Annotated in this window: 25 protein-coding genes; 16 read left to right on the forward strand and 9 right to left on the reverse strand. The window is 75.0% G+C overall.

Annotated features, from left to right (window positions below; all coding sequences use genetic code 11):
• Nucleotides 1-72: 72 nt before the first annotated feature.
• From ACFC1F_RS35090 to ACFC1F_RS35100, 3 genes are all read right to left on the reverse strand, one after another.
• Nucleotides 73-798 (reverse strand): DUF2071 domain-containing protein, encoded by a 726-nt coding sequence (locus tag ACFC1F_RS35090; RefSeq protein WP_376164591.1) that lies wholly within the window; start codon nt 796-798, stop codon nt 73-75.
• Nucleotides 795-1,127, reverse strand: coding sequence for a metalloregulator ArsR/SmtB family transcription factor (locus ACFC1F_RS35095; protein WP_209410655.1), 333 nt, complete (start codon nt 1,125-1,127; stop codon nt 795-797). The genes ACFC1F_RS35090 and ACFC1F_RS35095 overlap by 4 nt, the downstream gene beginning before the upstream one ends.
• 174 nt (nt 1,128-1,301) lie before the next feature.
• Complete coding sequence (locus tag ACFC1F_RS35100) at nt 1,302-2,063, reverse strand: SDR family NAD(P)-dependent oxidoreductase (protein ID WP_376164593.1); 762 nt, start codon at nt 2,061-2,063, stop codon at nt 1,302-1,304.
• 160 nt (nt 2,064-2,223) lie between these two features.
• Between ACFC1F_RS35100 and ACFC1F_RS35105 the strand changes: the two genes are divergently transcribed.
• Nucleotides 2,224-2,802: a TetR/AcrR family transcriptional regulator gene (locus ACFC1F_RS35105; protein ID WP_376164595.1), complete on the forward strand. Its 579-nt coding sequence runs from the start codon at nt 2,224-2,226 to the stop codon at nt 2,800-2,802.
• Between the two features lie 230 nt (nt 2,803-3,032).
• Here ACFC1F_RS35105 and ACFC1F_RS35110 read toward each other — a convergent pair whose 3' ends face one another.
• From ACFC1F_RS35110 to ACFC1F_RS35120, 3 genes are all read right to left on the reverse strand, one after another.
• Nucleotides 3,033-3,725: an ester cyclase gene (locus tag ACFC1F_RS35110; protein ID WP_376164597.1), complete on the reverse strand. Its 693-nt coding sequence runs from the start codon at nt 3,723-3,725 to the stop codon at nt 3,033-3,035.
• A gap of 273 nt (nt 3,726-3,998) precedes the next feature.
• Nucleotides 3,999-5,279 (reverse strand): RNA polymerase sigma factor, encoded by a 1,281-nt coding sequence (locus ACFC1F_RS35115; RefSeq protein WP_376164599.1) that lies wholly within the window; start codon nt 5,277-5,279, stop codon nt 3,999-4,001.
• A gap of 12 nt (nt 5,280-5,291) precedes the next feature.
• On the reverse strand, nt 5,292-5,642 hold the full coding sequence (locus tag ACFC1F_RS35120) for a YciI family protein (protein ID WP_209410659.1): 351 nt from the start codon (nt 5,640-5,642) through the stop codon (nt 5,292-5,294).
• A 186-nt stretch (nt 5,643-5,828) separates the two neighbouring features.
• On the opposite strand from ACFC1F_RS35120, the gene ACFC1F_RS35125 reads away from it, so the two are divergent.
• The gene (locus tag ACFC1F_RS35125) at nt 5,829-7,304 is read left to right on the forward strand and encodes an MFS transporter (RefSeq protein WP_376164601.1); all 1,476 of its coding nucleotides are present in this window, start codon (nt 5,829-5,831) and stop codon (nt 7,302-7,304) included.
• A 78-nt stretch (nt 7,305-7,382) separates the two neighbouring features.
• Here ACFC1F_RS35125 and ACFC1F_RS35130 read toward each other — a convergent pair whose 3' ends face one another.
• The gene (locus ACFC1F_RS35130; protein WP_245204353.1) at nt 7,383-7,817 is read right to left on the reverse strand and encodes a hypothetical protein; all 435 of its coding nucleotides are present in this window, start codon (nt 7,815-7,817) and stop codon (nt 7,383-7,385) included.
• Nucleotides 7,818-8,046: 229 nt separating this feature from the next.
• Between ACFC1F_RS35130 and ACFC1F_RS35135 the strand changes: the two genes are divergently transcribed.
• The 10 genes from ACFC1F_RS35135 to ACFC1F_RS35180 all read left to right on the forward strand — a co-directional run bounded on the left by ACFC1F_RS35135 (nt 8,047) and on the right by ACFC1F_RS35180 (nt 17,574).
• Nucleotides 8,047-8,508, forward strand: a complete 462-nt coding sequence (locus ACFC1F_RS35135) for an NTP pyrophosphohydrolase (protein WP_376164603.1) — start codon at nt 8,047-8,049, stop codon at nt 8,506-8,508.
• A gap of 246 nt (nt 8,509-8,754) precedes the next feature.
• On the forward strand, nt 8,755-9,375 hold the full coding sequence (locus ACFC1F_RS35140) for a restriction endonuclease (protein ID WP_376164605.1): 621 nt from the start codon (nt 8,755-8,757) through the stop codon (nt 9,373-9,375).
• A gap of 157 nt (nt 9,376-9,532) precedes the next feature.
• Nucleotides 9,533-9,727 (forward strand): hypothetical protein, encoded by a 195-nt coding sequence (locus ACFC1F_RS35145; RefSeq protein ID WP_209410662.1) that lies wholly within the window; start codon nt 9,533-9,535, stop codon nt 9,725-9,727.
• A 272-nt stretch (nt 9,728-9,999) separates the two neighbouring features.
• On the forward strand, nt 10,000-10,440 hold the full coding sequence (locus tag ACFC1F_RS35150; protein WP_209411064.1) for an Lrp/AsnC family transcriptional regulator: 441 nt from the start codon (nt 10,000-10,002) through the stop codon (nt 10,438-10,440).
• A 58-nt stretch (nt 10,441-10,498) separates the two neighbouring features.
• The gene (locus ACFC1F_RS35155) at nt 10,499-13,471 is read left to right on the forward strand and encodes an aminotransferase (protein ID WP_376164608.1); all 2,973 of its coding nucleotides are present in this window, start codon (nt 10,499-10,501) and stop codon (nt 13,469-13,471) included.
• Nucleotides 13,472-13,912: 441 nt separating this feature from the next.
• A complete protein-coding gene (locus ACFC1F_RS35160) occupies nt 13,913-14,329 on the forward strand; it encodes a DoxX-like family protein (protein WP_209410665.1) in 417 nt (138 codons plus the stop codon).
• Nucleotides 14,326-15,387, forward strand: a complete 1,062-nt coding sequence (locus ACFC1F_RS35165) for a hypothetical protein (RefSeq protein WP_376164610.1) — start codon at nt 14,326-14,328, stop codon at nt 15,385-15,387. Before ACFC1F_RS35160 ends, ACFC1F_RS35165 begins: the two co-directional genes overlap by 4 nt.
• Before the next feature lie 68 nt (nt 15,388-15,455).
• Complete coding sequence (locus ACFC1F_RS35170) at nt 15,456-16,202, forward strand: DUF2071 domain-containing protein (RefSeq protein WP_245204391.1); 747 nt, start codon at nt 15,456-15,458, stop codon at nt 16,200-16,202.
• A gap of 224 nt (nt 16,203-16,426) precedes the next feature.
• Nucleotides 16,427-17,155: a class I SAM-dependent methyltransferase gene (locus tag ACFC1F_RS35175; protein ID WP_376164612.1), complete on the forward strand. Its 729-nt coding sequence runs from the start codon at nt 16,427-16,429 to the stop codon at nt 17,153-17,155.
• On the forward strand, nt 17,152-17,574 hold the full coding sequence (locus ACFC1F_RS35180) for a hypothetical protein (RefSeq protein WP_209410671.1): 423 nt from the start codon (nt 17,152-17,154) through the stop codon (nt 17,572-17,574). Before ACFC1F_RS35175 ends, ACFC1F_RS35180 begins: the two co-directional genes overlap by 4 nt.
• Before the next feature lie 206 nt (nt 17,575-17,780).
• Here the strand turns inward: ACFC1F_RS35180 and ACFC1F_RS35185 are convergent, their stop codons facing one another.
• A complete protein-coding gene (locus tag ACFC1F_RS35185; protein ID WP_209410673.1) occupies nt 17,781-18,431 on the reverse strand; it encodes a DUF4360 domain-containing protein in 651 nt (216 codons plus the stop codon).
• Between the two features lie 353 nt (nt 18,432-18,784).
• Here ACFC1F_RS35185 and ACFC1F_RS35190 point away from each other — a divergent pair, with 353 nt between their 5' ends.
• The 4 genes from ACFC1F_RS35190 to ACFC1F_RS35205 all read left to right on the forward strand — a co-directional run bounded on the left by ACFC1F_RS35190 (nt 18,785) and on the right by ACFC1F_RS35205 (nt 21,783).
• On the forward strand, nt 18,785-19,273 hold the full coding sequence (locus tag ACFC1F_RS35190; protein WP_209410675.1) for an HPP family protein: 489 nt from the start codon (nt 18,785-18,787) through the stop codon (nt 19,271-19,273).
• Nucleotides 19,274-19,439: 166 nt separating this feature from the next.
• The gene (locus tag ACFC1F_RS35195; RefSeq protein ID WP_376164615.1) at nt 19,440-20,219 is read left to right on the forward strand and encodes a class I SAM-dependent methyltransferase; all 780 of its coding nucleotides are present in this window, start codon (nt 19,440-19,442) and stop codon (nt 20,217-20,219) included.
• A 203-nt stretch (nt 20,220-20,422) separates the two neighbouring features.
• A complete protein-coding gene (locus tag ACFC1F_RS35200; protein WP_376164617.1) occupies nt 20,423-21,118 on the forward strand; it encodes a response regulator in 696 nt (231 codons plus the stop codon).
• 173 nt (nt 21,119-21,291) lie between these two features.
• Nucleotides 21,292-21,783, forward strand: coding sequence for a pyridoxamine 5'-phosphate oxidase family protein (locus ACFC1F_RS35205; RefSeq protein WP_376164619.1), 492 nt, complete (start codon nt 21,292-21,294; stop codon nt 21,781-21,783).
• Nucleotides 21,784-21,928: 145 nt separating this feature from the next.
• Here ACFC1F_RS35205 and ACFC1F_RS35210 read toward each other — a convergent pair.
• Nucleotides 21,929-22,663, reverse strand: a 735-nt coding sequence (locus ACFC1F_RS35210) for a sensor histidine kinase (RefSeq protein WP_376164621.1), incomplete at its 5' end; no start/stop codon positions are given.

The raw sequence follows: 22,663 nt of genomic DNA on the forward strand, positions 1-22,663 counted from the left end.
GCCGCCGTCCGGGCCGGCGCGGCAGGTGGATCGCCCGGGGGCGCCGGCGGGGGCGCCGGCCGACCGGGGCGCTCAGGCGACGGCCATGGCCGGGAGCGGGCGCCAGGCGACGGGGACGTCGCGCATCACCAGGGCGCAGTCGAGGGTGGCACTGCCCGGGGGAAAGCGGTCCGGGTCGTCGAAGAAGGACGACGTGGCGGAGCGGACGCGGCCCGCCTCGACGTGCCAGGCGCCGGTCCGCAGCGCCATGCCGTCCAGCCCGCGGTTCGCCCTGGTGGCCGACCAGCCCTTGGCACCGTCCTGGAAGAAGCGGGAGGCCTCTACGAGGTCGGCGAAGAGGCTGCTGCCGTGCAGCTCGTCGGCCAGGTCGACGGTGACGTCCGCCCGGGCGGCGCCGTCCCGGGTCGCGAAGGCGACGCGCACACGGTCGGCCGTCTCGTGGACGTCGAAGTCGGCCCGGCCGTACTCCCCGGGGAAGATCCGGCCGCCGGCCCAGGCGTTGACCCGGGAGGCGGTGTCGCGGCGCGGGATGTAGACGCCGGTCTCGGTGCCGTCCGGCCCGTCCCACTCGACGGCGATCCGGTGGGCCGCGTTCTCGCTGCGCAGCCCGAACGCCCGGGGCGCCCAGCCCGGCCGGACACCGCCCAGCCGCAGCAGGCAGATCCCCGCGACCGCGTGACCGTTCACCAGTTGCGGGCGCAGCCCACCGGGGAGCAGGCGGGCTGCGGCCTCCGGGGCGATCCGGTAGTTCACCAGCAGCCGGCGTTCGACGACGCTGGACAGGTTCGGCTGTCTCATGACCCCTCCTTCTGAGCACCTGAGCGCCACTTGGTGTGGCGCAGCACGATCTGCTCGGGGCAGACGGCGCTGAGGAAGCGGCCGACGGAGGTCGCCAGGCGCTCCTCGACGAGCGAGTAGAGGATGCGGTTGCCGTCCCGGCGTTCGGTGACCAGTCCTGCCCCCTTGAGGACGCCGAGGTGGCGGGAGACGGAGGGCGCGCTGATCGGGAACCGGGCCGCGATGTCGCCGGCCGCGAGCTCCCCGCCCCGGAGGTCCTCCAGGATCTGACGTCTGGTCGGATCGGCGAGTGCGCGGAAGACGCCCGCGTCGTCCTGAGCTTCTGTCACGCCCTCATATTTAGCAGATTGGCTAAGTAGCTAACAAGTACGGCCGGCCCGGCGGGAGCCCCGAAGCCGGCGCGGAGCGGGCGGCAGCCGGCCGGCGGCCTCAGCCCTGTGCCACGCCTCGGACCTGCGTCACGTCTCAGAACCCGTGCCACGCCTCAGAACCCGCACCATGCCTCAGACCTGCGCCATGCCGCCGTCGACGAAGAGCTCGACTCCGGTGATGAAGCTGGAGGCGTCGCTGGAGAGGAAGGCCGCGGCCTTGCCCATCTCGCGGGGGTCGGCGATCCGCCCGGTGGGGTTGCCCTCGCCCATCCTCCGCACCGCGGCGGGGACGGCGTCAGCACCCTGTGCCATGGCGAGGGCACTCCGCAGGGAGTCGGTGTCGACGGCGCCGGGGCTGAGGACGTTCATGCGGATGCCGGAGCCCTTGACGTCCTGGATCCAGGACCGGACGAAGGCGCGCACCGCGGCCTTGGCGCCGCCGTACAGGCCCATGCCGGCCGGGGGTTGGATGGACGCGGTCGACCCGATGATGACGACCGTGCCGCCGGGCGGCAGCAGCGCGATCGCCGGCTGGACGGTGAACAGGACGCCCTTCGCGTTGACGCCGAAGGTCCGGTCGAACTGTTCCTCGGTGATGGCGCCGAGCGGGGCGTGTGCGCCGATGCCGGCGTTGGCCACGACGGCGTCGAGGCGCCCGTGCCGTGCGATGACCTCCTCGTACGCCGCCTCCATGTCCGCGAGCCTGGTGACGTCGGCCACGATGCCGGAGCAGTTCGGTCCGATCGTGGCGGCCGCCGCGTCCAGCGGGCCCCGGTGCAGGTCGGTGATGACCACGCGGGCGCCCTGCTCCACGAATTCCCGGGCGATTCCCAGGCCGACGCCGGACGCGCCCCCTGTGACCACGGCAACCTTGCCTTCGAGCGGGAAGCCCATCGTTCTCTCCTCGGGGTGGATGCGTCCGCACCGTACGGACACCGGCGGGGATGCGCCCTGCACTCGACTTACACTCGCCAAGTGGAGGCGTCCCCGGTTCATGGGATTTAAGCGGAGGCGCCTCCGTTTAGCAAACGCACCGACGGCAAAGGAGCCCCCCATGACCACCGGCACCGGACGGCCGCTACGGGCCGACGCGCGGCGAAACCGGGAGAGGATCCTCTCCGTGGCCGTGCGCGTCTTCGCCGAGGAGGGGCTGGACGCGCACCTCGAACGCATCGCCAAGGAGGCGGGCGTGGGCTCCGGCACCCTCTACCGGAACTTCCCGACCCGGGAGGCGCTGATCGAGGCCGCCTACCGCAACGAACTGAGCCGGCTGTGCGACGCCGCCCCCGAGCTCCTGGCGGCCTTGCCGCCGCGTGAGGCGCTCCGCGCCTGGATGGGACGCTTCATCGACTACGCGACGGCGAAACTGGGGATGGCCGAGGCCCTTCGCGCCGTCGTCGACTCCGGCGTCAACCCCTACGCCCACAGCCGCGAGCTGATGATGACCGCCCTCACCTCGCTCCTGGACGCCGCAACCGCCGCCGGGACGATCCGGTCCGACATCGGCGCCGGCGACATGTTCGCGGCCCTCACCGGCGTCGCCCTCGCCTCGGGGAAGCCCGAACAGCGCGAGCAGGCCGAACGGCTCCTCGACCTCGTCCTGGACGGGCTCAGGTACGGAACAGCGGACTGACGCCACCACGGAGTGCTGGCGGACGGTCGTCCGCCGGCACTCGGCCCGGCGGCCCCGGTGACCGAGGCGGCTCCGGCGGCCCGGCGATCACGAGCCCGGCGCGGTCGGGCTCCCCGACGGGGCTCCAACCGACGGGGCGCCCACGACGGCACGCCCGCGCCCCCGGGCGGGCAGGGCCCGTCCCGAGGTGACACCGACCGGCGCAGGGCCGGTGCGACGCGGAGGAGCGGTCAGCCGGGCATCATGCCCATCTGACGCATCATTCCGACGCCGTCCCAGCTCCACCAGCCCTCCTTGATCATTCCGTCCTCGAAGCGGAACACCGTCATCCCGGCGGCCTCGATGGTCTTGTTGCTGGCCGGCATGCCCATGAACTCCCCGATGTGGGTGCCGCGCCAGACCCAGCGGGTGGCCACCTGGTCCCCCTCGGCGATCTGGGACTGGATGTCGAAGGTGAAGTCGAAGGCCGTCCGGTAGCCCTCGATCATCTGCCGTACGGCCGCCGGGCCGACCGTGTCGCCGTCCATCGACGGGTCGTGGTCGCGGTAGTCCGGCGCGAGCAGCTCGTCGAGCGCGGACATGTCCCCGCTCGACGGGTCGACGAGCAGCCGGCGGGCCGCAGCCTTCTGGAGCTGCTCGTCGCGGACCAGGTCCAGGTTGGTGAAGGTCGGCGGCTCCTGGCAGAGCGCGACCATCTCGCGGAAGATCCGGTCGGTCTCCGGCAGGCCGGAGTTGCGCATCGCCGCCTCGTAGGACGGGAACTCGACGATCTCCACGATGTGCTGGGCGTCCGCCCGGTCCGCACCCACCATCGCGTGGGTGGCGGTGCGCCGGCCCTGGGTCTGCTCGATCCAGGTGTCCATCAGCCGGTTGAGCTCGTCCGGCCGCTCCGTGCGGCACTCGACGATCTGTACAAAGGTCATCGCAGACCTCCCGATCACTCCCCCTGCTGGCCGCCGTCCGCGATCGCGCCGCCTTCCACTCTCCTCCTGCCGCCGCCCGGTCACCACAAGAACCGGTCACCACCCGCCGCCGGTCACCGCCAGTACCGGTCACCGCCAGTACCGGTCACCGCAAGAACCGCTCACCCGCAAGAAGGGGCCCGGCCCGCTGGCCGGGCCGGCAACCGCCAGGGGCCGGACGGGCGCGCTCCCGCGGCGGCTGCTCCGACGGCGGCGGATCCGGGGGCCCCCGGCTCAGCCGTCCTCGCGCGGCCCCAGCTGCCGGAGGCGGCCGGTCAGGAAGTCGCGCTCGACGGTGTTCTCCGTGAGCAGCAGCGCCTCCTGGTAGGCCAGCCGCGCCTCCTCGGTGCGGTGGAGCCGGCGCAGGAGGTCGGCGCGGGCGGCGGCGAGGTAGCCGTAGCCGGCGAGCTGCGGTTCGGTGGCGAGCGCGTCGAGCGCCGCGAGTCCGGCGGCCGGGCCGTCGGCGAAACCCACCGCCACCGCGCGGTTGAGGGCCACCACCGGTGACGGCCAGATCCGGACCAGCAGGTCGTAGAGGGCGACGACCTCCCGCCAGTCGGTCTCCTGCCAGCTCGGCGCCCCGGCGTGGACGGCGGCGATGGCCGCCATCAGCGCGAACCGCCCCGGGGGCCTCGGGCGCAGGGCCTCGCGGACGAGCGCGAGGCCCTCCTCGATCGCGGCGCCGTCCCACCGCGTGCGGTCCTGTTCGTCGAGCAGGAGCAGCCGGCCGTCGTCGGCCGAGCGGGCCTCGCGGCGGGCGTCGGTCAGCAGGATCAGTGCCAGCAGCCCGGCGACCCCGGAGTCCCCGGGCAGCAGGGTGCGCAGCATCCGGGCCAGGTCGAGGGCCCGTTCCACCAGGTCGCGGCGGACGAGGTCGTCGCCGGCCGGGGCGGTGTGCCCGGTGGTGAAGAGCAGGTGCACCACGGTGAGGACGGCGTCGATGCGCTCGGGCAGTTCGTCGGCGGGCGGTACCCGGTAGGGGATGCGCGCGGTGGCGATCTTCTTCTTGGCGCGCGTGATCCGGGCGGCCATGGCCGGCTCGCTGACGAGGAAGGCGCTGGCCACCTCGGCGGTGGTGAGGCCGCACAGCAGCCGGAGGGTCAGGGCGACCTTGGTCTCCTCGGCGAGGGCCGGGTGGCAGCAGGTGAAGATCAGCCGCAGCCGGTCGTCGGGGTACTCCTCCGTCGGGGACGGCTCAGGTGCGGGGCCGTCGGCAGGACCGGCGGCCGGGCGGGCGGCGGGGTCGAGGAGCTGCGGCAGCGACCGGCGCAGGGTCGCGTCGCGCCGCAGCCCGTCCAGTGCGCGGTTGCGGGCGGTCGTGGTGAGCCACGCCCCGGGGCGCTGCGGGATGCCGCGCTCGCCCCACACCGTCAGCGCCTTCGCGTACGCGTCCTGCACGCACTCCTCGGCCAGGTCGAGGTCGCGGGTGACGCGCGCGGTCGCGGCGAGCACGAAGGCCCACTCGCGGCGGTGCGCGTCCGCGACCGCGGCGGCGACCACCGGGTCCGTGGCCATCGGCGGCCTCCGTCAGTCGATCACCCGGACGGGACGCACCTCGACGCCGCCGCCGAAGTGCACCGGGACCTGCTTGGCCAGGCCGATGGCCTCGTCGAGGTCCGCGGCCTCGACCAGGTAGTAGCCGCCGAGTGCCTCCTTCGTCTCGGCGAAGGGCCCGTCCGTGACGGCGAAGCCGCCCGACCCGTCCTTACGGACGGAGGTGGCCGTCTCGGTGAAGTGCAGGGCGTTGCCGCCGAGGACGGCCGTCCTGTTGCGTTCCTGGAAGGCGCGGTGGTCCTCGTGCGCCTCGGCCAGGGTCTCCTGCGGGGCGGCGGCCCAGGAGGCCTCGTCCCCGTAGATCAGGATCAGGTACTGCGCCATGGCGTGCTCCCCTCTCGCTCGGGCCCGCCGTCCGGGCCCTCCACTCGTACGACGTGCGGCACCCGCCGGAATCGACAGCGCCCTCGGGCTCATCTTCCTGCGGCCGGTGTCGATCCGGCCTCCTCCCGTCCGTCGAAGGGGTGAGACCGGAAACCCGGCCCCCGATCCGCAGAGGATGTGAACCCCATGTCTCACGACGACTTCCCCCGCGCGCCCGCCGCGGCCCGGCCCCGCCAGGCGTGGACCCTGGTGCTGGCCTCCCTCGGGTTGTTCATGGTCGCCCTCGACACCCTGGTGGTGACGACCGCGCTGCCCGTGCTCAGAGCCGACCTGGGCGCGAAGCTCACCGACCTCGAATGGACGGTGAACGCCTACAACCTGGCCTTCGCGTGCCTGCTGCTGACCGGCGCCGCGCTCGGCGACAGGTTCGGCAGGCGGCGCGTGTACGCCATCGGAGTCCTCGGCTTCGCCGTCGCCTCGGCGGCGGCCGCCATGTCCGGCTCCGTCGGAGCCCTGATCGCCGCCCGCGCGGTGCAGGGCGGTTTCGCGGCGATCGTGATGCCCCTGACGCTCACCCTGATCAGCCAGGCCTTCCCGGCCGAGAAGCGCGGGATGGCCATCGGGCTCTGGGGCGGCATCGCCGGTCTCGCGGTCGCGATGGGACCGGTCGTCGGCGGGGCGATCACCAACGGCCTCGCCTGGCAGTGGATCTTCTGGCTCAACGTCCCCGTCGGGCTCGCCCTGGCCCCGCTCGCGCTGCGTCGGCTGACCGAGAGCTTCGGCCCCAGACCGCGCCTCGACCCCGTCGGCCTCGCCCTGGCCGGAACGGGCTTCCTGGGCCTGACCTGGGGGCTGGTCCGCGCGAGCACGGTCGGCTGGGGCAGCGCCGAGGTGCTCCTCTCGCTGCTGGCCGGGACGGCCCTGGTGACCGGCTTCCTCGCCTGGCAGCGGCGGGCCCGCAACCCCATGCTCCCGCTCGGCCTGTTCCGTCTGCGCGGCTTCTCCACGGCCAACGGCGTCAGTTTCTTCATGTACGCCTCGCTGTTCGGCGCACTCTTCCTGATGTCGCAGTTCCTGCAGATCGGGCTCGGCAACTCGCCGCTCGCCGCGGGCCTGTGGATCCTCCCCTGGACCGCGACCCCCATGGTGGTCGCGCCCGTCGCGGGAGCCCTGTCCGAGCGCTTCGGCAACCGCCCCTTCATGGCCGCCGGGCTGGCACTGCAGGCGGCCGGACTCGGCTGGGTCGCCGCGATCGCCCACCCGGGCATGGGGTACGCCCAGCTGAGCGTCGCCCTCACGGTGGCCGGGGTCGGAACGTCGATGTGCTTCCCGACCGTCGCCAACGCGGTGATGGGCTCCGTGCCGCAGCAGGAGGCCGGGGTCGCGTCCGGGACGAACAGCGCCATCCGGGAGCTCGGCGGCGTCTTCGGTGTCGCCGTCCTCGCGGCGATCTTCACCGGGCCGGCCGTCTACGGCTCGCCCGACGCCTTCGTGGACGCCTTCAGACCCGCCCTCGGGGTCGGCGCGGGCCTGGCCGTCGTCGGCATCGTCTCGGCGCTGCTCGCGCCCCGGCGCGCAGGAACGCCTCGGGAGGGCGGACCGGGCCAGGCCGGCCCCTCCGCCGAACCCCGGGCCGTGCGGACGGTACGCACCGACGCGTGATCCCGCCGCCCCCGCCCGTGTCCGCACCCACGTCCGTGTTCGTGTTCGTGTCCGCGTGGTGTCCGGCCCGGGCGGGGGTCAGTCCCCGGAGGAGCCGAAGATCCCGACGTGAGTGGGCCGGCCGTCGGTGTGGAGGAGCACGTAGCGGCCGGTCCAGCGCATGGTGTGCTCGCCGTGGAGCGTCGTGTCCGGGCCCGGGGTCCAGCGGAGGAGGGCCTCGTGGGCCCGGGCCGTCGCGGCCTCGTACTGCTCGACGGTCGGGCGTTCGGTGCCGAAGTGGTGCACCAGCCGCTCGGGGGCCAGGGGGCGCAGCGTCCCGTAGTCAGCGCCGCCGGCCCCGCCCGGGGGTTCGGTGGTGGCGACGACGTGCCGCACGTCCAGGATCGAGTGCGTGCCCGCCTCGGCCATGTACTGCTCGTCGGCGTAGAGCTCGGCGCGGCTGCCGAACATGGCGCCGTCGCCGTAGAGCTCCTGGAAGACCTCCTCGTGGAGGGCTTCCAGGGTGGCCTCCATGCTCCCTCGATACGGTGTGAGGTACTCCCACGTACTGCCGCCCATGGCCGCTCTCCCCTTCGTCCGCGCTCGGTCGGGACCAAGCTAGCGGGCGGCTCCGACAACGGGCGGCGGCCCCTGATGCCCCGGCGCGCGCCACGTGGACGGGCGCGTGGACGGGCCCAACGTGGACGGGCCCGGCGTGGAGGGACGCCGAGACGACGGGTGCGGCGTGGCAGGCTTGCGGGCCATGAGCGCGAACGGTGCGGGCGGGCCCGGCGGGCGGATGCCGCTGCTGGTGGTGGACGCCGCCAATGTGGTGGGTTCGGTGCCCGACGGGTGGTGGCGGGACCGGCAGGGGGCGGCGGAACGGCTGCGGGACGCGCTGGCGCACGTCGCGCGGAGGGGGCTCGCGGACCACGGCGGTGCGCCGGAGCGGTACCGCGGCGGGCCGCTGGAGGTGGTCCTGGTCGTGGAGGGTGCCGCGCGCGGGGTCACGGGCGTCCCCGGGGTCGAGGTCGTCGCCGCGGCCGGCAGCGGAGACGACCGGATCGTCGGGGTCGTCGGGGACGCCCTGGCCCGTCGGCCGCAGCGGGACTGCCTTGTCGTCACCGCGGACCGCGGCCTGCGCGCCCGCGTCACCGCCCTCGGCGCCGAGGTCACGGGCCCGCGCGCGGTGTGGCCCGCCCGGTCCGCACCGCAGGCCGACTGAGGGCGGCTGGCGACCGGCCGACGACCGGCGGACGGCGACCGCAGACCGGCGGACGGACGCCGGCGGGCGCCGTCGGTGTGCTCCCGCACGCGTCTGCTGTGCCGGCCGTGGCGGCTGGTGTCATGGGGTCCTTCGTCTGGCAACCGAGTCGGAGGGGACCGGGTGGGATCGCGCAGGCCGCCGGCACGTCGGGGACGGTCGGGAAAGAACAGCGGTGGTGGGTCCGGTGGTGAGTCTCTCGTCCTGTTGCTGTGCGGCGCCGCGGTCGTCGTCGGCTTCGTGCCGGCGCTGCTCCGGTGGCTGTTCGCGCACTGGTGGTTGCCGTTGCTGCTGTCGGCGGCCGCTGCGGCCGTCGGCGTGGCGGTGGTCCGGAGCCGACTGGCCCGGGAGGCCGCGGCGCGCGAGCGGCGGCGCCGGCTGCGGCTCGCGCTGACGGGGCCGGGCGGCCTCGACCAGCTGGGGCACCGGGCCTTCGAGTTCGCCGTACGGGACCTCCTGCGCCGCGACGGGTGCCGCGCGGAGCAGGTGGGCGGCGGCGGCGACCAGAGCGCGGACGTCCTGGCGACGGACCCGCATGGACGCCGCTGGGTCCTCCAGTGCAAGCACAAACAGGACCCGGACGGCGGCTCGGCGGTCGGCGTCGGCGTGCTGTACGCGCTGGTGGGCACCAACGAGCGGGTGCACCGGGCCCAGGTGCCCGTCGTCGTCACCAACGGCAGGTTCACCGGCCCGGCGGTGAGGTGGGGCCGGGAACAGGACGTCGTCCTGGTCGACCGCGAGCTCCTCGGCCGCTGGGCCGGCGGCGGCCGGCCGCTCTGGGAACTGCTGCCCCGCGTCCCGGCACCCCGGCCCGGCCGGTACCACTGATCCGGCCCGGCTCTCCCTCCCGCAGCCACTTGCCCCACCCGTCCCACGGCCCCGCACACCACGCGCCCTCACAGTCACACACCCGCACCCCACACCCACGCAGTCACACACCCACGCAGTCACGCAGTCACGCAGTCACCAGAACGGGGATACACCGTTGACCATCAGCGCGTCGGCGGCACTCGCCATCATCATCCTCATCCGCCTCAACCGCCGTACCGAGGCCCGCAGCCGGGCCGACGAGCGGTTCATGGCCTTCCTCTGCGTCGTGTTCGGCGTACTCATCGCCGCCTCGCCGTGGGGCCGGACCATCTTCCGGCTCGTCGGCGTGGTGACCCAGGCAACCCTCTGAGGCCGCCCCGGCCCGGCGCGAGGGGCGCTGCGGGCGGTGCCCCCGCCGCGAGGGGCGCCGCTCGTACGGTCGTCGCGCCGGGCCGGGGCGCTGTTTTCATCCGGGCATACACGCGATTCGAGCGTCAGGCATTGCCTTGACGCGTGAATCGATCGTAGGGTCGATCCTGCACCCCACACCGGAGGACCAGCCATGCACCCCTTCCGCTCCCCTGGGCCGGCCGCCGGGCGGCTGCCGGGCCGCCCCGACCCCGCCGTCCGGCGGTGAGCGGGATGGACGAGATCGACCGGGCGATCCTGCGTGAGCTCCAGACGGACGGCCGCATCCCCTACGCCGAGCTGGGGCCCAAGGTCGGACTGTCGCCGTCGGCGGCCCGACAGCGGTTGCAGCGGCTGATCGACGCCAAGGTGGTCCAGGTCGTCGGGGTGACCGACCCGGTGGCGATGGGCGGCCAGGCCATGGCGCTGCTGGGCATCCGGGTGGACGGCGATCCGCGGGCGGTGGCCGATGCGCTCTCCCGGCACGACGAGGTCGTCTACGCCGTCCTGACCTCGGGCGCCTTCGACCTGTTCACCGAGGTCGTCTGCCACAGCCCGGCCGCGCTGCTGGACTTCATCAACGACGTGGTGCGCCCGGTCGAGGGCGTCACGGCGGTCGACAACTTCCCCTACTTCGGGATCCACACCCACCGGTTCCTCTGGGACGTGGGCTGAGGCCCGCACCGGGCCCTCCCTCCCCGCCGAGCCGTTCACCCAGGACAAGGACTCCCGCATGCCCTACGAGCAGCCCTCCGGCGTCGACTTCTTCGCCCGCAAGGCCCTGCCCGCCCCGCGCGTGAGCGGGTCCGACGCGCGCCGCATCGCCGCCGAGCACTTCGGGCTCACCGTGCACGCCGACGCCCTCGGCAGCCAGCAGGACACCAACTTCCTGCTGCGCCAGGGCGACGGCGGCACGGCCGTCGCCGTGCTCAAGATCGCCAATCCGGCGTTCAGCGCGACCGAGACGGCGGCGCAGGACGCCGCCGCCGACCTGGTCGCCGAGGCGCACCCCGGGCTACGGGTGGCAACCGTCCTGCGCGACCCCGCGGGGGCCCGGCGGGCGGCCACCGTCGTCACCGAGGACGGGCCGGTCACCGCGCGGCTGCTGCGCTTCCTGCCGGGCGGAGCCCTCTCCGGGCCCCGCCACCTGTCCCCGCGGACGGTGTCGGCCATGGGCTCCATCGCCGGCCGGGTCGGCACGACGCTCCGCGACTTCCGCCACCCCGGGCTGGAGCGGGTCCTGCAGTGGGACCCGCAGTACGCCGACCGGGTGGTCGGCGGCCTGCTCCACCACGTCGCCGAGGCGGACCGGCGCGCCGCCGTGGAGGCCGCCACGGCCGGGGCCTGGGCGGGCCTCGGCGAGGTCCGCGACGCGCTGCCCCGGCAGGCCGTGCACCTCGACCTCACCGACGACAACCTGGTCCGCTCGCCCGGCAGCCGCGCCGGCCTCCCCGACGGGATCATCGACTTCGGCGACCTGACGCACAGTTGGGCGGTCGCCGAGCTCGCCGTGTGCCTGTCCTCCGTGCTGCACCACACCGGCGCGGAGCCGCACCACGTCCTGCCCGCCGTGCGGGCCTTCCACGCCGTGCGCCCGCTGTTCGCGGAGGAGGCGGCGGCGCTGTGGCCGCTGGTCGTGCTGCGCGCGGCCGCACTGGTCGTCAGCGGCCGCCAGCAGGCCGACGTCGACGGCGACAACGCCTACGTCAACGCGGCGCTCGCCGGCGAGTGGCGGATCTTCGAGCAGGCCGTCTCGGTGCCGTCCGCGGTGATGGCGGGCCTGGTCGCCGACGCGCTCGGCCTCCCCGCGCGGCCGGCCCCCTCGCTGCCCGTCGGCCGTCCGCTGGTGGCGGGCCTCGCCCCGGACGGGATCGCCCTGCTCGACCTGTCGACGGAGGCCGACGCCATGGACCACGGCGCCTGGCTGGAGCCCGGCGCCGAGGGCCGGCTCGCGGCCGACCTGCTCGCCCAGGGCAGCGCCGCCGTCGCCACCCGGTACGGCCGGCCGCGGCTCACCGCCGCCACCCCGTTGTCCGCCGACTCCCCCGCGACCGTCGCGACGGGTGTCGACCTCTGGCTGGGCGGCCCGGCCGGCCTCCAGGCGCCCCGCGACGGCGAGGTGCTCGCCGCCTCGCCCGGCCGGGCGACCATCGGCTGCGGCCTCCACCTGCTGGACGTCTCCTGGGACGGCCCGGCCGCCCCCGGGGTGCGCGCCGGCGAACCCCTGCGCGCCGGCGACCCGCTGGCGGAGCTGCCCGCCGGGACGCGCGTACACCTCGCGCTGCGGCGTCGGCAGAGCCCCGAGGTGCCCGCCCTGGTGCGGCCCGAGTACGCGGCCGGCTGGCTCGCCCTGACCGCCGATCCCGCCGGCCTCCTCGGCCTGGCGGCGACCAGCGGCACGACCTCGTCGGCGGAGCTGCTCGGCCGGCGCGACGCCTCCTTCGCCGGCGTGCAGGAGCACTACTACGACGACCCGCCGCGCATCGAACGTGGCTGGCGGCACCACCTGGTGTCCACCGACGGCCGGGTCTACCTCGACATCGTCAACAACGTCACGCCGCTCGGCCATGCGCACCCGCGCGTGGAGCAGGCCGTGTCCCGGCAGTTGCGGCGGCTGAACACCAACTCGCGGTTCCACTACGCCTCGGTGGTGGAGTTCACCGAGCGGCTGGCCGCCCTGCTGCCCGAGCCACTCGACACGGTCTTCCTGGTCAACTCGGGCTCCGAGGCGGTCGACCTGGCCCTGCGGCTGGCCATCGGCGCCACCGGACGCCACGACGTCGTGGCACTCCGCGAGGCCTACCACGGCTGGACGTACGCCTCGGACGCCGTCTCCACCTCGGTGGCCGACAATCCCAACGCGCTGACCAGCCGCCCGGCCTGGGTCCACACCGTGGACTCGCCCAACCCGTACCGCGGCCGTCACCGCGGTGCCGACGCCACCGCGTACGCGGGCGACGCGGTGCGGGTCGTCGACGACCTCGCGGCGTCCGGCCGGGCACCCGGCGCCTTCGTCTCGGAGTCCTTCTACGGCAACGCCGGAGCGGTGGCCCTGCCCGACGGATACCTCCGGCAGGTGTACGCGGCGGTGCGGCGCCACGGCGGTCTGACGATCGCGGACGAGATCCAGGTCGGGTACGGCCGGCTCGGCAGCTGGTTCTGGGGGTTCGAGCAGCAGGGCGTGGTGCCCGACATCGTGACGGTGGCCAAGGCCATGGGCAACGGCCATCCGCTGGGCGCCGTCATCACCTCGCGCGCGGTCGCCGACCGCTACCGCGACCAGGGCTACTTCTTCTCCTCCACCGGCGGCAGCCCCGTCTCCAGCGTCGCCGGCCTCACCGTCCTCGACACCCTGCGGGACGAGGACCTCCAGGGCAACGCGCTGCGCGTCGGCACCCACCTGCGCGACCGGCTCCGCGCCCTCGCGGACCGCCACCCCGTCATCGGCGCCGTCCACGGCGCGGGCCTCTACCTGGGCGTCGAGCTCGTCCGCGACCGCGTCACCCTCGAACCCGCCCCCGAGGAGACCGCGGAGCTCTGCGACCGGATGCTCGAACTGGGCGTCGTCGTCCAGCCCACCGGGGACCACCTCAACGTCCTCAAGATCAAGCCGCCGCTGTGCATCGACCGCGCGGCCGCCGACTTCTTCGCCGACATGCTCGACCGCGCCCTCACCGAACTGTCCCCGGGCCCGCGCGGGCACTGACCATCCGGCGCCGCCCTGCCGGCGCCGGGGCCGGCGCCGGGCCGGCGAAGATCATGGGCAGGACCGTCAGTGCGATCAAGCGGCTTCAGCACCGCGCCGTCCGCACCCTTGCCCGCGTGGTCGACGGGATCGCGAGCGCCGAGGCCGCGCCACAGCTCTGACCCGCCGCGGGCCGTCCGGGGGGATCCGGGGGCCGTCCGGGGAATCGTCCGGGGGCCGTCCAGGGCCATCCGGGTGGATCCGGGGGCCGTCCGGGGAGACGTCCGGGGAGACGTCCGGGGAGACGTCCGACCCGGAGTTGAACATGTTCAAACGCGTGCGCCATGATGATCGCGAGCGGGAGCGACCGGCCCCGAGCACGGGCGCCGGGCCGCCTCGTCGTACCCCGCCGCGCCCCGGTGCACGCCCCTGCCCGGGCGGCGGCAGAAAGGACCGTCCGCCGTGCCGACAACCTGGCAGAGCCGCTGCGCCGCCCTCGCGATCGCACTGATGTGGGGGTACGAGGGCCTCTGGTGCAAGATCTTCCCCGGCCGCGCCGACCAGCGGGCCATCGTCGAGGGCCTGCCCTTGCTGCCCGAGGGCGCCGCCACCGTGCTGCTCGTCGCCATCGGCCTGGCCGAACTGGCCCTCGGCGCCTGGGTGCTGAGCGGGCGCCGGCGCCGGCTCGCCGCGCTGGTGCAGACCGTGCTGGTGGTCGGCTTCAACACCGGCGGCCTGCTCGTCGGGGCCGACCACATCCCCGAGCCGGGCCGGCTGGTCGTCCAGGACCTGGCCTTCCTCGCCCTGATCTGGACGGTCGCCGCCGAACGCCCGGCACCCGCGGCCACGCCCGCGCACCCTGCGGCGGCCGCCGTATGACCGCCCGCACCGCCACCCGCACCGCCGCCGGCGCGGGCACCCCGTGGGCGGAGGGCCGACTGCTCACCGTCCAGCCCCGGCAGCCGAGCGTCCTGTTCGGCCGGATGTACGAGGACCCGGCGGTCGAGCTCGCCGCCTTCCCGCCGCCCGCGGCCCGGGTGCTCTGCATCGCCTCGTCCGGGGACACCGCCGCCGCGCTCGCCGCCGCCGGCTACGACGTCACGGCCGTCGACCTCAACCCCGCCCAGCTCGACTACGCCCGCGGCCGGCTCCAGGCCGGAGCGCCGGCCGTCCCCGGCTCGGCCGAGCGCCTGCTCGCCACCGGCCGCGCCGCCGCCGGCGCGCTGCTACCCGCCTGGCGCCCGTCCGCACTGGAGCGGTTCCTGCGCCTCGACGACCCGGCCCAGCAGGCCCGGCACTGGCGACGCACGCTCGACGGCCCCGGTCTGCGACTGTTCCTCGCCGCCTCGCTCCGGCCCGCCGGAGCCCTGGCCGTCGGGCTGCGGCCGCCCTTCCGCGGCGTCGTGCCGGCGCGCTTCGACGCCGTGCTGCGCGCCCGGCTCGCCCGTGGCTTCGCCCGGCACCCCAATGCCGCCAACCCCTGGGCCTGGCGGCTGCTGCTCGGCCGCGAAATGCCCGGCGGCGAACCTCGTGGGCGTGACCTGCCCGGACGAGACTTGACCGGAGGTGACCTGCCCGGGCGCGACCTGCCCGGAGGTGGCCTGATTGGGCGGGACCTGCCCGAAGGTGACCTGCCCGGTGGTGGGGCGGCCACGGCCGGGCCGACCCAGGGGACCGTCCGGCTGCTCGCCGGGGACGTCGTCGACCACCTGGAGCGCTCCCCGGCCGGCCACTACGACGCGGTGACGCTCTCCAACGTGCTGGACGGGCCCGGACCCGAGTTCGCCCGGCGGTTGCGCACCGCCGTCCGGCACGCCGTGCGGCCCGGCGGGGTCGTCGTCCTGCGCAGCATCCGTGAGCCGGGCCCCGCCGGCCCCGGCGCCGCCGCCGAGGACCGCTCGCTGCTCTGGGGCGTCGTCCGGGTGGTCCGGCCGTGAACCCCCGCCCGCTCCGCCTCCCGAAAGGCCTGACCGTGCGCCACCTGCTGCAACGCCACCCCCTCCCGATGCGCACCCACTTCGCGCACTCGCTCGTCCTCACCTACGCGCTGCCGCCCGAGCGGCTGGAGCCGCTGGTACCGCCGGGGCTCACCCTGGACACGTACACCGATCCCGGCGGCACCGAGCACGGCTTCGTCGCGGCCGCCGTGGTGGACGCCCGCGGCCTGCGCCCGGCCGGGTTGCCGGCCCGGCTCGGCGCGGACTGCGTGCTCACCGGCTACCGGGTCTTCACCCGCTTCCCCACCCCCGGCGGCCGGACCATGCGCGGCCTGCGCATCCTGCGCAGCGACACCGGCCACCGGCTGATGGTCGCGGGCGGCAACCTGTTCTCCCGCTACCACTACCGGCTCGCCCGGATCGGCAGCCGGGTCGTCGGCTCGACGCTGGAGTTCAAGGTGTGCAGCGCCGACGGCCTGGCCGACCTGCACGTCCGGGCCGACCTGGCGGGCGGCCCGGCGCCGCTGCCGCCCGGCAGCCCGTTCGCCGACGCCCGGGCCGCCCGCCGGTTCGCCGGCCCCCTCCCCTACACCTTCGAGTACGAGCCGCAGACCCGGTCGATGATCGTGGTCAAGGCCGTCCGTGCCCACTGGGAGCCGGTGCCGGTCTCGGTGGAGGTGCCGCGGCTGACCTTCTTCGACCACGGCCCACTGGCCGGCAGCCGGCCGGTGCTCGCCAACGCCTTCCACGTCGCGGACCTCGACTACGGGTGGCAGGCGGGCAGCCGCCGCGCCCTCGACGGGGGAGTCCGGTGAGCGGCGTCCGCCCGGTGGGCCGGAAGCCGCACGAGGTCCGTCGGCAGGAGCCTGCCGGTGCCGCGCCCGGCGCGGCCGCAGAGGCTGCCGGGGCCGCCGCGGTCACCGCGGTCGCAGAGGCCACCGCGGTCGCAGAGGCCACCCGGCCTGCGAGCAGCGCCGGATCTGCGAACGCAGCCGGATCCCCGAGGGCCGACGCCGGCCGGCCCCACCGTCCCTCCGGGGTGCGCGAGGTGGTCGGCTACAACTGGCCGCTGTACGCCGCCGGGGCTCTCGCGGCCGGCGGGGGCTGGGCGCTGGCCCGGTGGCTGCCCCGCCCGGCGGCCCGGCTCGTCCGCGCGGGCGCGCTCACGGCGGGCTGGCTGCTCGCCGCCGCCACCGCCGCCACCTGGTGCATCTACGACCGCTCCGGACTCCACGGCTACGCCTGGCTCGACGACCTCCTGCCGGAGGGTCCCGGCCGGCATCTCGTGGTCGCCACGGGCCTCGACGAGGCGAGCCGGCCCGTCGCGGCACGCCACCCGGCCGCGCCCCAGCGGACCGCGGACCTGTACGACCCGGCGCTGATGACGGAGGGCTCCATCCACCGGGCGCGCCGCCGGGTGCCGCCGGTGCCCGGCAGCCTGCCCGCCCGGCCGGGGGCGTTGCCCGCCGCGACCGCCTCGCTGGACTCCGTGCTCGCCGTGTTCTCGGCCCACGAGCTGCGCCGGCCCGCGGACCGCGCCGCGCTGTTCGCCGAGGCGGCCAGGGTGCTGCGGCCCGGGGGTGCGTTCGTCGTGGTCGAGCACCTGCGCGACGCCGCGAACTCCGCCGTCTACGGTCCCGGCGCCTTGCACTTCCTGTCGCGCTCCACCTGGCTCGGCCACGCCGCCGGGGCGGGCCTGAGCCTGGCGGCGGAGCGGCGGATCGCCGGCCTGGTCACCGCGTTCGCGTTCCGGCGGGCCGGGGCATGAACGGACTCCTCGACCTCGCTGTGCAGTTGCGGCTCGTCGGCGCCGTGCTGGTGGGCGTCGGCCTGTTCCACGCGGCGCTGCCGCGCGTGATCGGATGGCCGGCCGACCTGGACGGGACCACGCTGATGACCCGTCGGGTCTCCTGGGCGCATCTCTTCTTCATCGGCCTGACCTGCGTACTGCTGGGCCTGCTGCCGCTCCTGCTGGCCGGCGAGCTCCTCGCGGGTACGCCGCTGGCCACCGCGCTGCTGGCCGGCCAGACGGTGTTCTGGGGTGCCCGGTGGCTCTTCCAGTTCACCGTGTTCCCGTCCCGGCTCTGGCGCGGCGACCCGCTTCGCACCCTGGGCCACGTCGCGTTCGCGGTGCTGTGGACGTGGGTGACGGCGGTGTTCGCGTGCGCGCTGTGGCGGGTCCTGTAGCCCAGCCCGGGGCCCCGCACCCGCCGGGGTGTCGGCCGGGGTGCCGGCCGACCGTCCGCGCCCACCCGCCGGGGCACGGGCGGGCGCGGACGGATCCTCGGGGGCTCTACGGCTGAACCCGGGAGCCTACGGCGGGGCCGACGGCCCTACGGCCGGGCCTTGGTGAGGCCCTGGAGGGGCCTTGGCGGGACTTGGTGGGGCCTTGGTCAGGGGCACCGCTTCCAGGCGAGGTGGTAGAGGGTGTTGATGCTGCCGTCGGTGGAGTCCATCGTCATGAAGCTGGTGGTCTTGGACGGGTCCGACGTGCCGGCGCTCACCCGGAGCTCGGTGTTGATGTTGAAGTTGCGCAGCTCCCCGCAGGGCGCCCAGACCAGGGCCTCGACCGCGACGGTGTCGGTCACCTGCCACCCGTTGTCGAGCTGCCCGGCGAACTGGTGGCTGCGCGAGGCGGTCTGCGGCGAGCCCTGGAAGTAGTAGCTGGCCTTCTGGAGGGCGGTCGCCCCCTTCTCCAGGTGGGCGAAGCCCCGGTAGTCGGCGGAGGCGATGGCGTAGGTGAAGCCCTGCGGGACGTGGACGTTCAGGTTGAGCTGACAGTTCTTGCGGAAGTCGGTGGGCTTGGAGCCGACGCCGACCTGGGCGATGTAGTCGCTGTACGTCACCGTGAAGGCGGTGTTGTCCGGCGAGACCGCGACGGCGGCCGTTCCGGCCGGGCAGCCGGACCCGTTGACGGTGGCCACGTCGATGACGATCTTGTCGGGCGGAGGTGTGGACCAGCCGGTGCCGGAGGCGGCTCCGGCGAGCTGGGTGACGAGCAGAGCCGCGGCTGCGCCGCCGACGGCCAGGACGCGTACGGTCACGGGCGTATCCTTCCGCTTTCCCGCCGGTTGCGGGTCTCGCACCCCCACGTGCGGACCACCGGGCGGGTTGTCGCGTACATGCCACCACCTCCGGTACTGCGCGTACAGGGGGAGCAGTAGAGCGCATCACGTCGCGTCGGCGTGAACCCCCCGGCGCGGGGCGCCACGTTCACGCCCCCAGTGGGCACCCCCAGCGGGCGCCCCCGACACGCACCCGCCCCGGAGCCCCGCATCCGGTATCCGATCTTGATCACAAGGGTCAAGCCGGTTGCCCCCGGGGCAATGTTTTCTTCTTCAATCAACAATCTGTTTATCATCTCCGAGTCCTTGTCCTGCCTGCCCGGAGCCCCCGCATGCCTACGCCCCCGCCCGCCCGGCCCCGGCCGCATCCGCTGCACGTTCTGCGCACCACCGTCTTCGCGATCGGCGCGCTCCTGGTACTGGTCGGGGTCGGTGTGGTGCTTCGGCAGCCGCTGCTGATCCCGCCGCTGGCCGCCAGCGCGGCCCTGGTCCACGGTGCGCCCGGGCTGCCGATCTCGCAGCCGCGCAACCTGGTCGGCGGCCAGCTGCTCTCCGCCGTGATCGGGTTCGCCACGCTCGCGGTGACCGGGAGCACCGCCTGGGGCGCGGCGGTCGCGGCCGGGCTCTCGCTGGGCGCGATGATGCTGACCCACCTCTCGCACTCCCCCGCCGCCGCCACCTCCGTGATCGTCGTGCTCCAGGCGCCGTCGCCGACCCATTTCCTCCCGCTGCTCGCCCTGTCCACGGCCCTCCTGGTGGCCATCGGCCTGCTCCCCGGCCGGATCGGCGGGCACCCGGAGCGCTACCCGCTCACCTGGTGAACCCCCGCCCGACCCTGCGCCGGTGCCGGGCCGGCGGCCCACACCGTCCGCCGCCGTGCCGCCGGTGCCGCCGCCCCCGCGTTGACGCTGTGTCCTGCGGGCCGATCCAGCCCGGTCGCGCGGAACTGCCGTGCGCCGAGCGCCGGTTCGTGCCACCATGCGCGGCATGACTGATCGCGCACTGAGCTTCGGGGTGATGGCGCAAGCCTACGAACGGTTCCGGCCGGGGTATCCCCCGGAGCTCTTCGAACTGGTGACGGCGTACGCGGGCCGTCCGATCAGGACCGCCCTCGAAATCGGTGCCGGGACGGGCAAGGCGACCCGCCTGTTCGCCCGGCAGGGGATCGCCGTCACCGCGACCGAACCCGACGGGGCGATGCTCGCCGAGCTGCGCCGCCACGTACCGGCCGGTGTCCGAACGCTCCGGGCGGCGTTCGAGGTCCTGGACCTGCCACCGGGTGACCGGTACGGGCTGGTCTACGCGGCGGCGGCGCTGCACTGGACCAGTCCGGAGGGCCGCTGGTCACGCATGGCCGGACTGCTGGAACCCGGTGGCGTGTTCGCCTGTTTCGGCGGGCCGGTCCAGCCGGCCGACCCCGCCGTGGAGGACGCCGTCCGCGCGGCGCGGGCACCGTTCCTGGAGAGCGACGAGGTCCCGTCCCCGGACGGGACGCCTCCGGAGCACGCCATGCAGTGGCCGGGCACGGAGCTCCAGCGGTCCGAGTGGTTCACCGGTGTGCGACAGTCCGTCATCGAACGGCGCCTGACGCTGAGCTCCCACGACTACGTCGGTCACCTCTCGACCGTCTCCGCCTACCTCGTCCTGCCTCCCCCCGAGCGGGAGGAGGTCCTCGGCCGGATCCTGCGGGTGCTGCCGGAGACGGTCGAGATCGCCGCCGACATCACCGTCCACCTCGCACGCCGGCACGACGGGCGGCAGGAGTAGACGGGCGGCGGGCGGAGAAGGGTGGCCGGGGTAGACCGGCGGCGGGCGGCGGGAGGGGAAGGGTCGCAGGAGCAGGCGGGAGGGGAAGGGTGGCAGGGGCAATGGGGCCCTCCGGCCCTGGCGGACCGCCGCCGGGAGGGGCAGACTCCTCGGAGGTTCCATCCGGCCCGCCGCGGCAGCGGGCCCAGGCTTACGGAGAAGTCATGGCGGACAACACGGCGGCCCAGGCGAACACCCCCGTCAAGGTGTTCCTCCTCGACGACCACGAGGTCGTCCGCCGGGGCGTGTACGACCTGCTGGACGCCGAGCCCGATCTGACCGTCATCGGCGAGGCCGCCACCGTCGAGCAGGCACTGGCGCGCGTTCCGGCCCTGCGGCCTGACGTCGCCATTCTGGACATGCGCCTGCCGGACGGCGACGGCGTCACCGTCTGCCGCGAACTGCGCTCGCGGATGCCCGAGTTGGCGTGTCTGATCCTCACCTCCTTCGACGACGAGGAGGCCCTGCTCGACTCGATCATGGCCGGCGCCGCCGGCTACGTGCTCAAGCAGATCAGTGGCACCGACCTGGTCTCCGCCGTCCGCACGATCGCCTCCGGCCAGTCCATGCTCGACCCCGGCGCCGCCACCCGCCTGATGGCCCGCCTGCGCGGTGACACCCCCGCCCAGGCCCCCGCCTTCCCCGAACTCACCGAGCGGGAGCGGGAGATCCTCGCCCTGGTCGGCGAAGGGCTGACCAACCGCCAGATCGGCCAGCGGCTCTATCTGGCCGAGAAGACCGTCAAGAACCACGTCTCCCGACTGCTGGCCAAGCTCGGCGTCGAGCGCCGGGTCCAGGCCGCGCTCATCGCCACCCAGGCCACCGCCGTCGGCCGACCGACGGGGCGCTCCGTCCTGTGAGCCCCGACGCGCCCGCATCCGCATCCGCACCCGCGCCCGCACCCGCACCCGCGCCCGCGCCCGCGCCCGCGCCCGCGCCCGCCCACGGTCCCACCCCACCCGGGACCGTTCGGCGGCCGAGAGGGACCGAAGGCCTCTCACCCCGCGACGGATCCGGCGGGAGCATCGGTGTCATGACCTCCGCCCACACTCCGCCCGCCCCCGCTCCCCCCGACCACACGCCGCTGGACGAGCGGCAGTGCCTGCGGCTGCTGGCCGGGGCCTCGGTCGGGCGTGTCGTCTACACCGTCGGCGCGCTGCCGGCCGTCCTGCCGATCCGTTACCGCCTCGACGACGACGGCAGCGTGCTGCTGCGCAGCGCCGCCCGTTCCGAGCTGGTCCGTGCGGTGGACGGCGCGCTCGTCGCCTTCGAAACCGGCGAGGTCGACGCCGCGGACGGCAGCGGCTGGAGCGTCACCGTACTCGGCCGCGCCGACGTGGCCGAGGACCCGCCGCCGACCGGTGCGACCGGTGCGGTCAGCGCAACCGATGCGGTCAGTGCAGCCGGAGCGACCGGTGCGGTCAAGGGCCCGCCGTCGCCCGTCCGGGTGTCGATCCGGATCCGCCCCGAGCTGGTGACCGGCCGCTTCCTCACCGACCTGGCGGTCGCGCCCCTCTCGTCCTGACCCGGCGCCTCCGCCCCCGCCATGCCCCGGCACCCGGCACCCCGCTCGTACCGGCCGGACGGCCGTCCGCCCCCGCCGGGTACCCGTCCCGCACACGCCGGGCATCCGGCGGCGCCACCGTACGGCCAACGTACGGCCGCCGGGCTCACGCGCCCAGCGGTGCCCACCAGACCAGCCTCGTGCCGCCCTCCGGCGCCGGCGTGATCTCGAACGCCCCGCCCACGCCGTCGGCCCGTTCGGCCAGGTTGCGCAGACCGCTGCGCCGCCCCTGCTCCGGGATTCCGACGCCGTCGTCCTGGACGGTCAGCCGCACCTGCGCCCCGGTCGCCTGGAGCACCACCTCGACCCGGCGGGCCCCGGCGTGCCGGGCGGCGTTGCTGAGCGCCTCGCCCAGGACCGCCACGACGTGGTCGGCGACCTCCGCCGGGACGTCCGTGTCCAGCAGGCCCTCCATGCTCAGCCTCGGCGGGAACCCGAGGGCGGCCTGGGCCTCCTCCGTCGTCCGGACCACCCGGGCCCGCAGGCCCTGCCCGGCCCCCTCTTCCCGGGCCCGGAGGCCGAAGATGGTCGATCGGATGATCTTGATGGTCTCGTCGAGGTCCCCCACGGCACGGAGCACGCGGTCGGACGCCCCGGAATGGTCGATGAACCGGGCCGCGCTCTGCAGCGTCATGCCGGTGGCGAAGAGCCGCTGGATCGCGAGGTCGTGCAGATCGCGGGCGATCCGGTCCCGGTCCTCCAGCATGGCGAGCTGCTCGGCGTCGCGGCGCCGCTCCCCGAGCTCCAGCGCCAGCGCCGCCTGGTCGGCGAAGCCGAGCAGCGGTCCGATCTCCCGCTCGGTGAAGAGCGCCTCCCCCGCCCGCCGGGCGAGCAGCAGCAC

This window comes from Kitasatospora sp. NPDC056181 (assembly GCF_042266225.1).
Taxonomy (GTDB): Bacteria; Actinomycetota; Actinomycetes; order Streptomycetales; family Streptomycetaceae; genus Kitasatospora.

Coding starts and splice junctions, on each gene's coding strand:
- ACFC1F_RS35165 (WP_376164610.1), top strand. CDS start 14,326: ATGACCGCCCGCACCGCCACCCGCACCGCCGCCGGCGCGGGCACCCCG.
- ACFC1F_RS35130 (WP_245204353.1), bottom strand. CDS start 7,817: ATGGAGGCCACCCTGGAAGCCCTCCACGAGGAGGTCTTCCAGGAGCTC.
- ACFC1F_RS35190 (WP_209410675.1), top strand. CDS start 18,785: ATGCCTACGCCCCCGCCCGCCCGGCCCCGGCCGCATCCGCTGCACGTT.
- ACFC1F_RS35090 (WP_376164591.1), bottom strand. CDS start 798: ATGAGACAGCCGAACCTGTCCAGCGTCGTCGAACGCCGGCTGCTGGTG.
- ACFC1F_RS35200 (WP_376164617.1), top strand. CDS start 20,423: ATGGCGGACAACACGGCGGCCCAGGCGAACACCCCCGTCAAGGTGTTC.
- ACFC1F_RS35115 (WP_376164599.1), bottom strand. CDS start 5,279: ATGGCCACGGACCCGGTGGTCGCCGCCGCGGTCGCGGACGCGCACCGC.
- ACFC1F_RS35100 (WP_376164593.1), bottom strand. CDS start 2,063: ATGGGCTTCCCGCTCGAAGGCAAGGTTGCCGTGGTCACAGGGGGCGCG.
- ACFC1F_RS35110 (WP_376164597.1), bottom strand. CDS start 3,725: ATGACCTTTGTACAGATCGTCGAGTGCCGCACGGAGCGGCCGGACGAG.
- ACFC1F_RS35105 (WP_376164595.1), top strand. CDS start 2,224: ATGACCACCGGCACCGGACGGCCGCTACGGGCCGACGCGCGGCGAAAC.
- ACFC1F_RS35155 (WP_376164608.1), top strand. CDS start 10,499: ATGCCCTACGAGCAGCCCTCCGGCGTCGACTTCTTCGCCCGCAAGGCC.
- ACFC1F_RS35135 (WP_376164603.1), top strand. CDS start 8,047: ATGAGCGCGAACGGTGCGGGCGGGCCCGGCGGGCGGATGCCGCTGCTG.
- ACFC1F_RS35150 (WP_209411064.1), top strand. CDS start 10,000: ATGGACGAGATCGACCGGGCGATCCTGCGTGAGCTCCAGACGGACGGC.
- ACFC1F_RS35125 (WP_376164601.1), top strand. CDS start 5,829: ATGTCTCACGACGACTTCCCCCGCGCGCCCGCCGCGGCCCGGCCCCGC.
- ACFC1F_RS35120 (WP_209410659.1), bottom strand. CDS start 5,642: ATGGCGCAGTACCTGATCCTGATCTACGGGGACGAGGCCTCCTGGGCC.
- ACFC1F_RS35205 (WP_376164619.1), top strand. CDS start 21,292: ATGACCTCCGCCCACACTCCGCCCGCCCCCGCTCCCCCCGACCACACG.
- ACFC1F_RS35180 (WP_209410671.1), top strand. CDS start 17,152: ATGAACGGACTCCTCGACCTCGCTGTGCAGTTGCGGCTCGTCGGCGCC.
- ACFC1F_RS35170 (WP_245204391.1), top strand. CDS start 15,456: ATGCGCACCCACTTCGCGCACTCGCTCGTCCTCACCTACGCGCTGCCG.
- ACFC1F_RS35195 (WP_376164615.1), top strand. CDS start 19,440: ATGACTGATCGCGCACTGAGCTTCGGGGTGATGGCGCAAGCCTACGAA.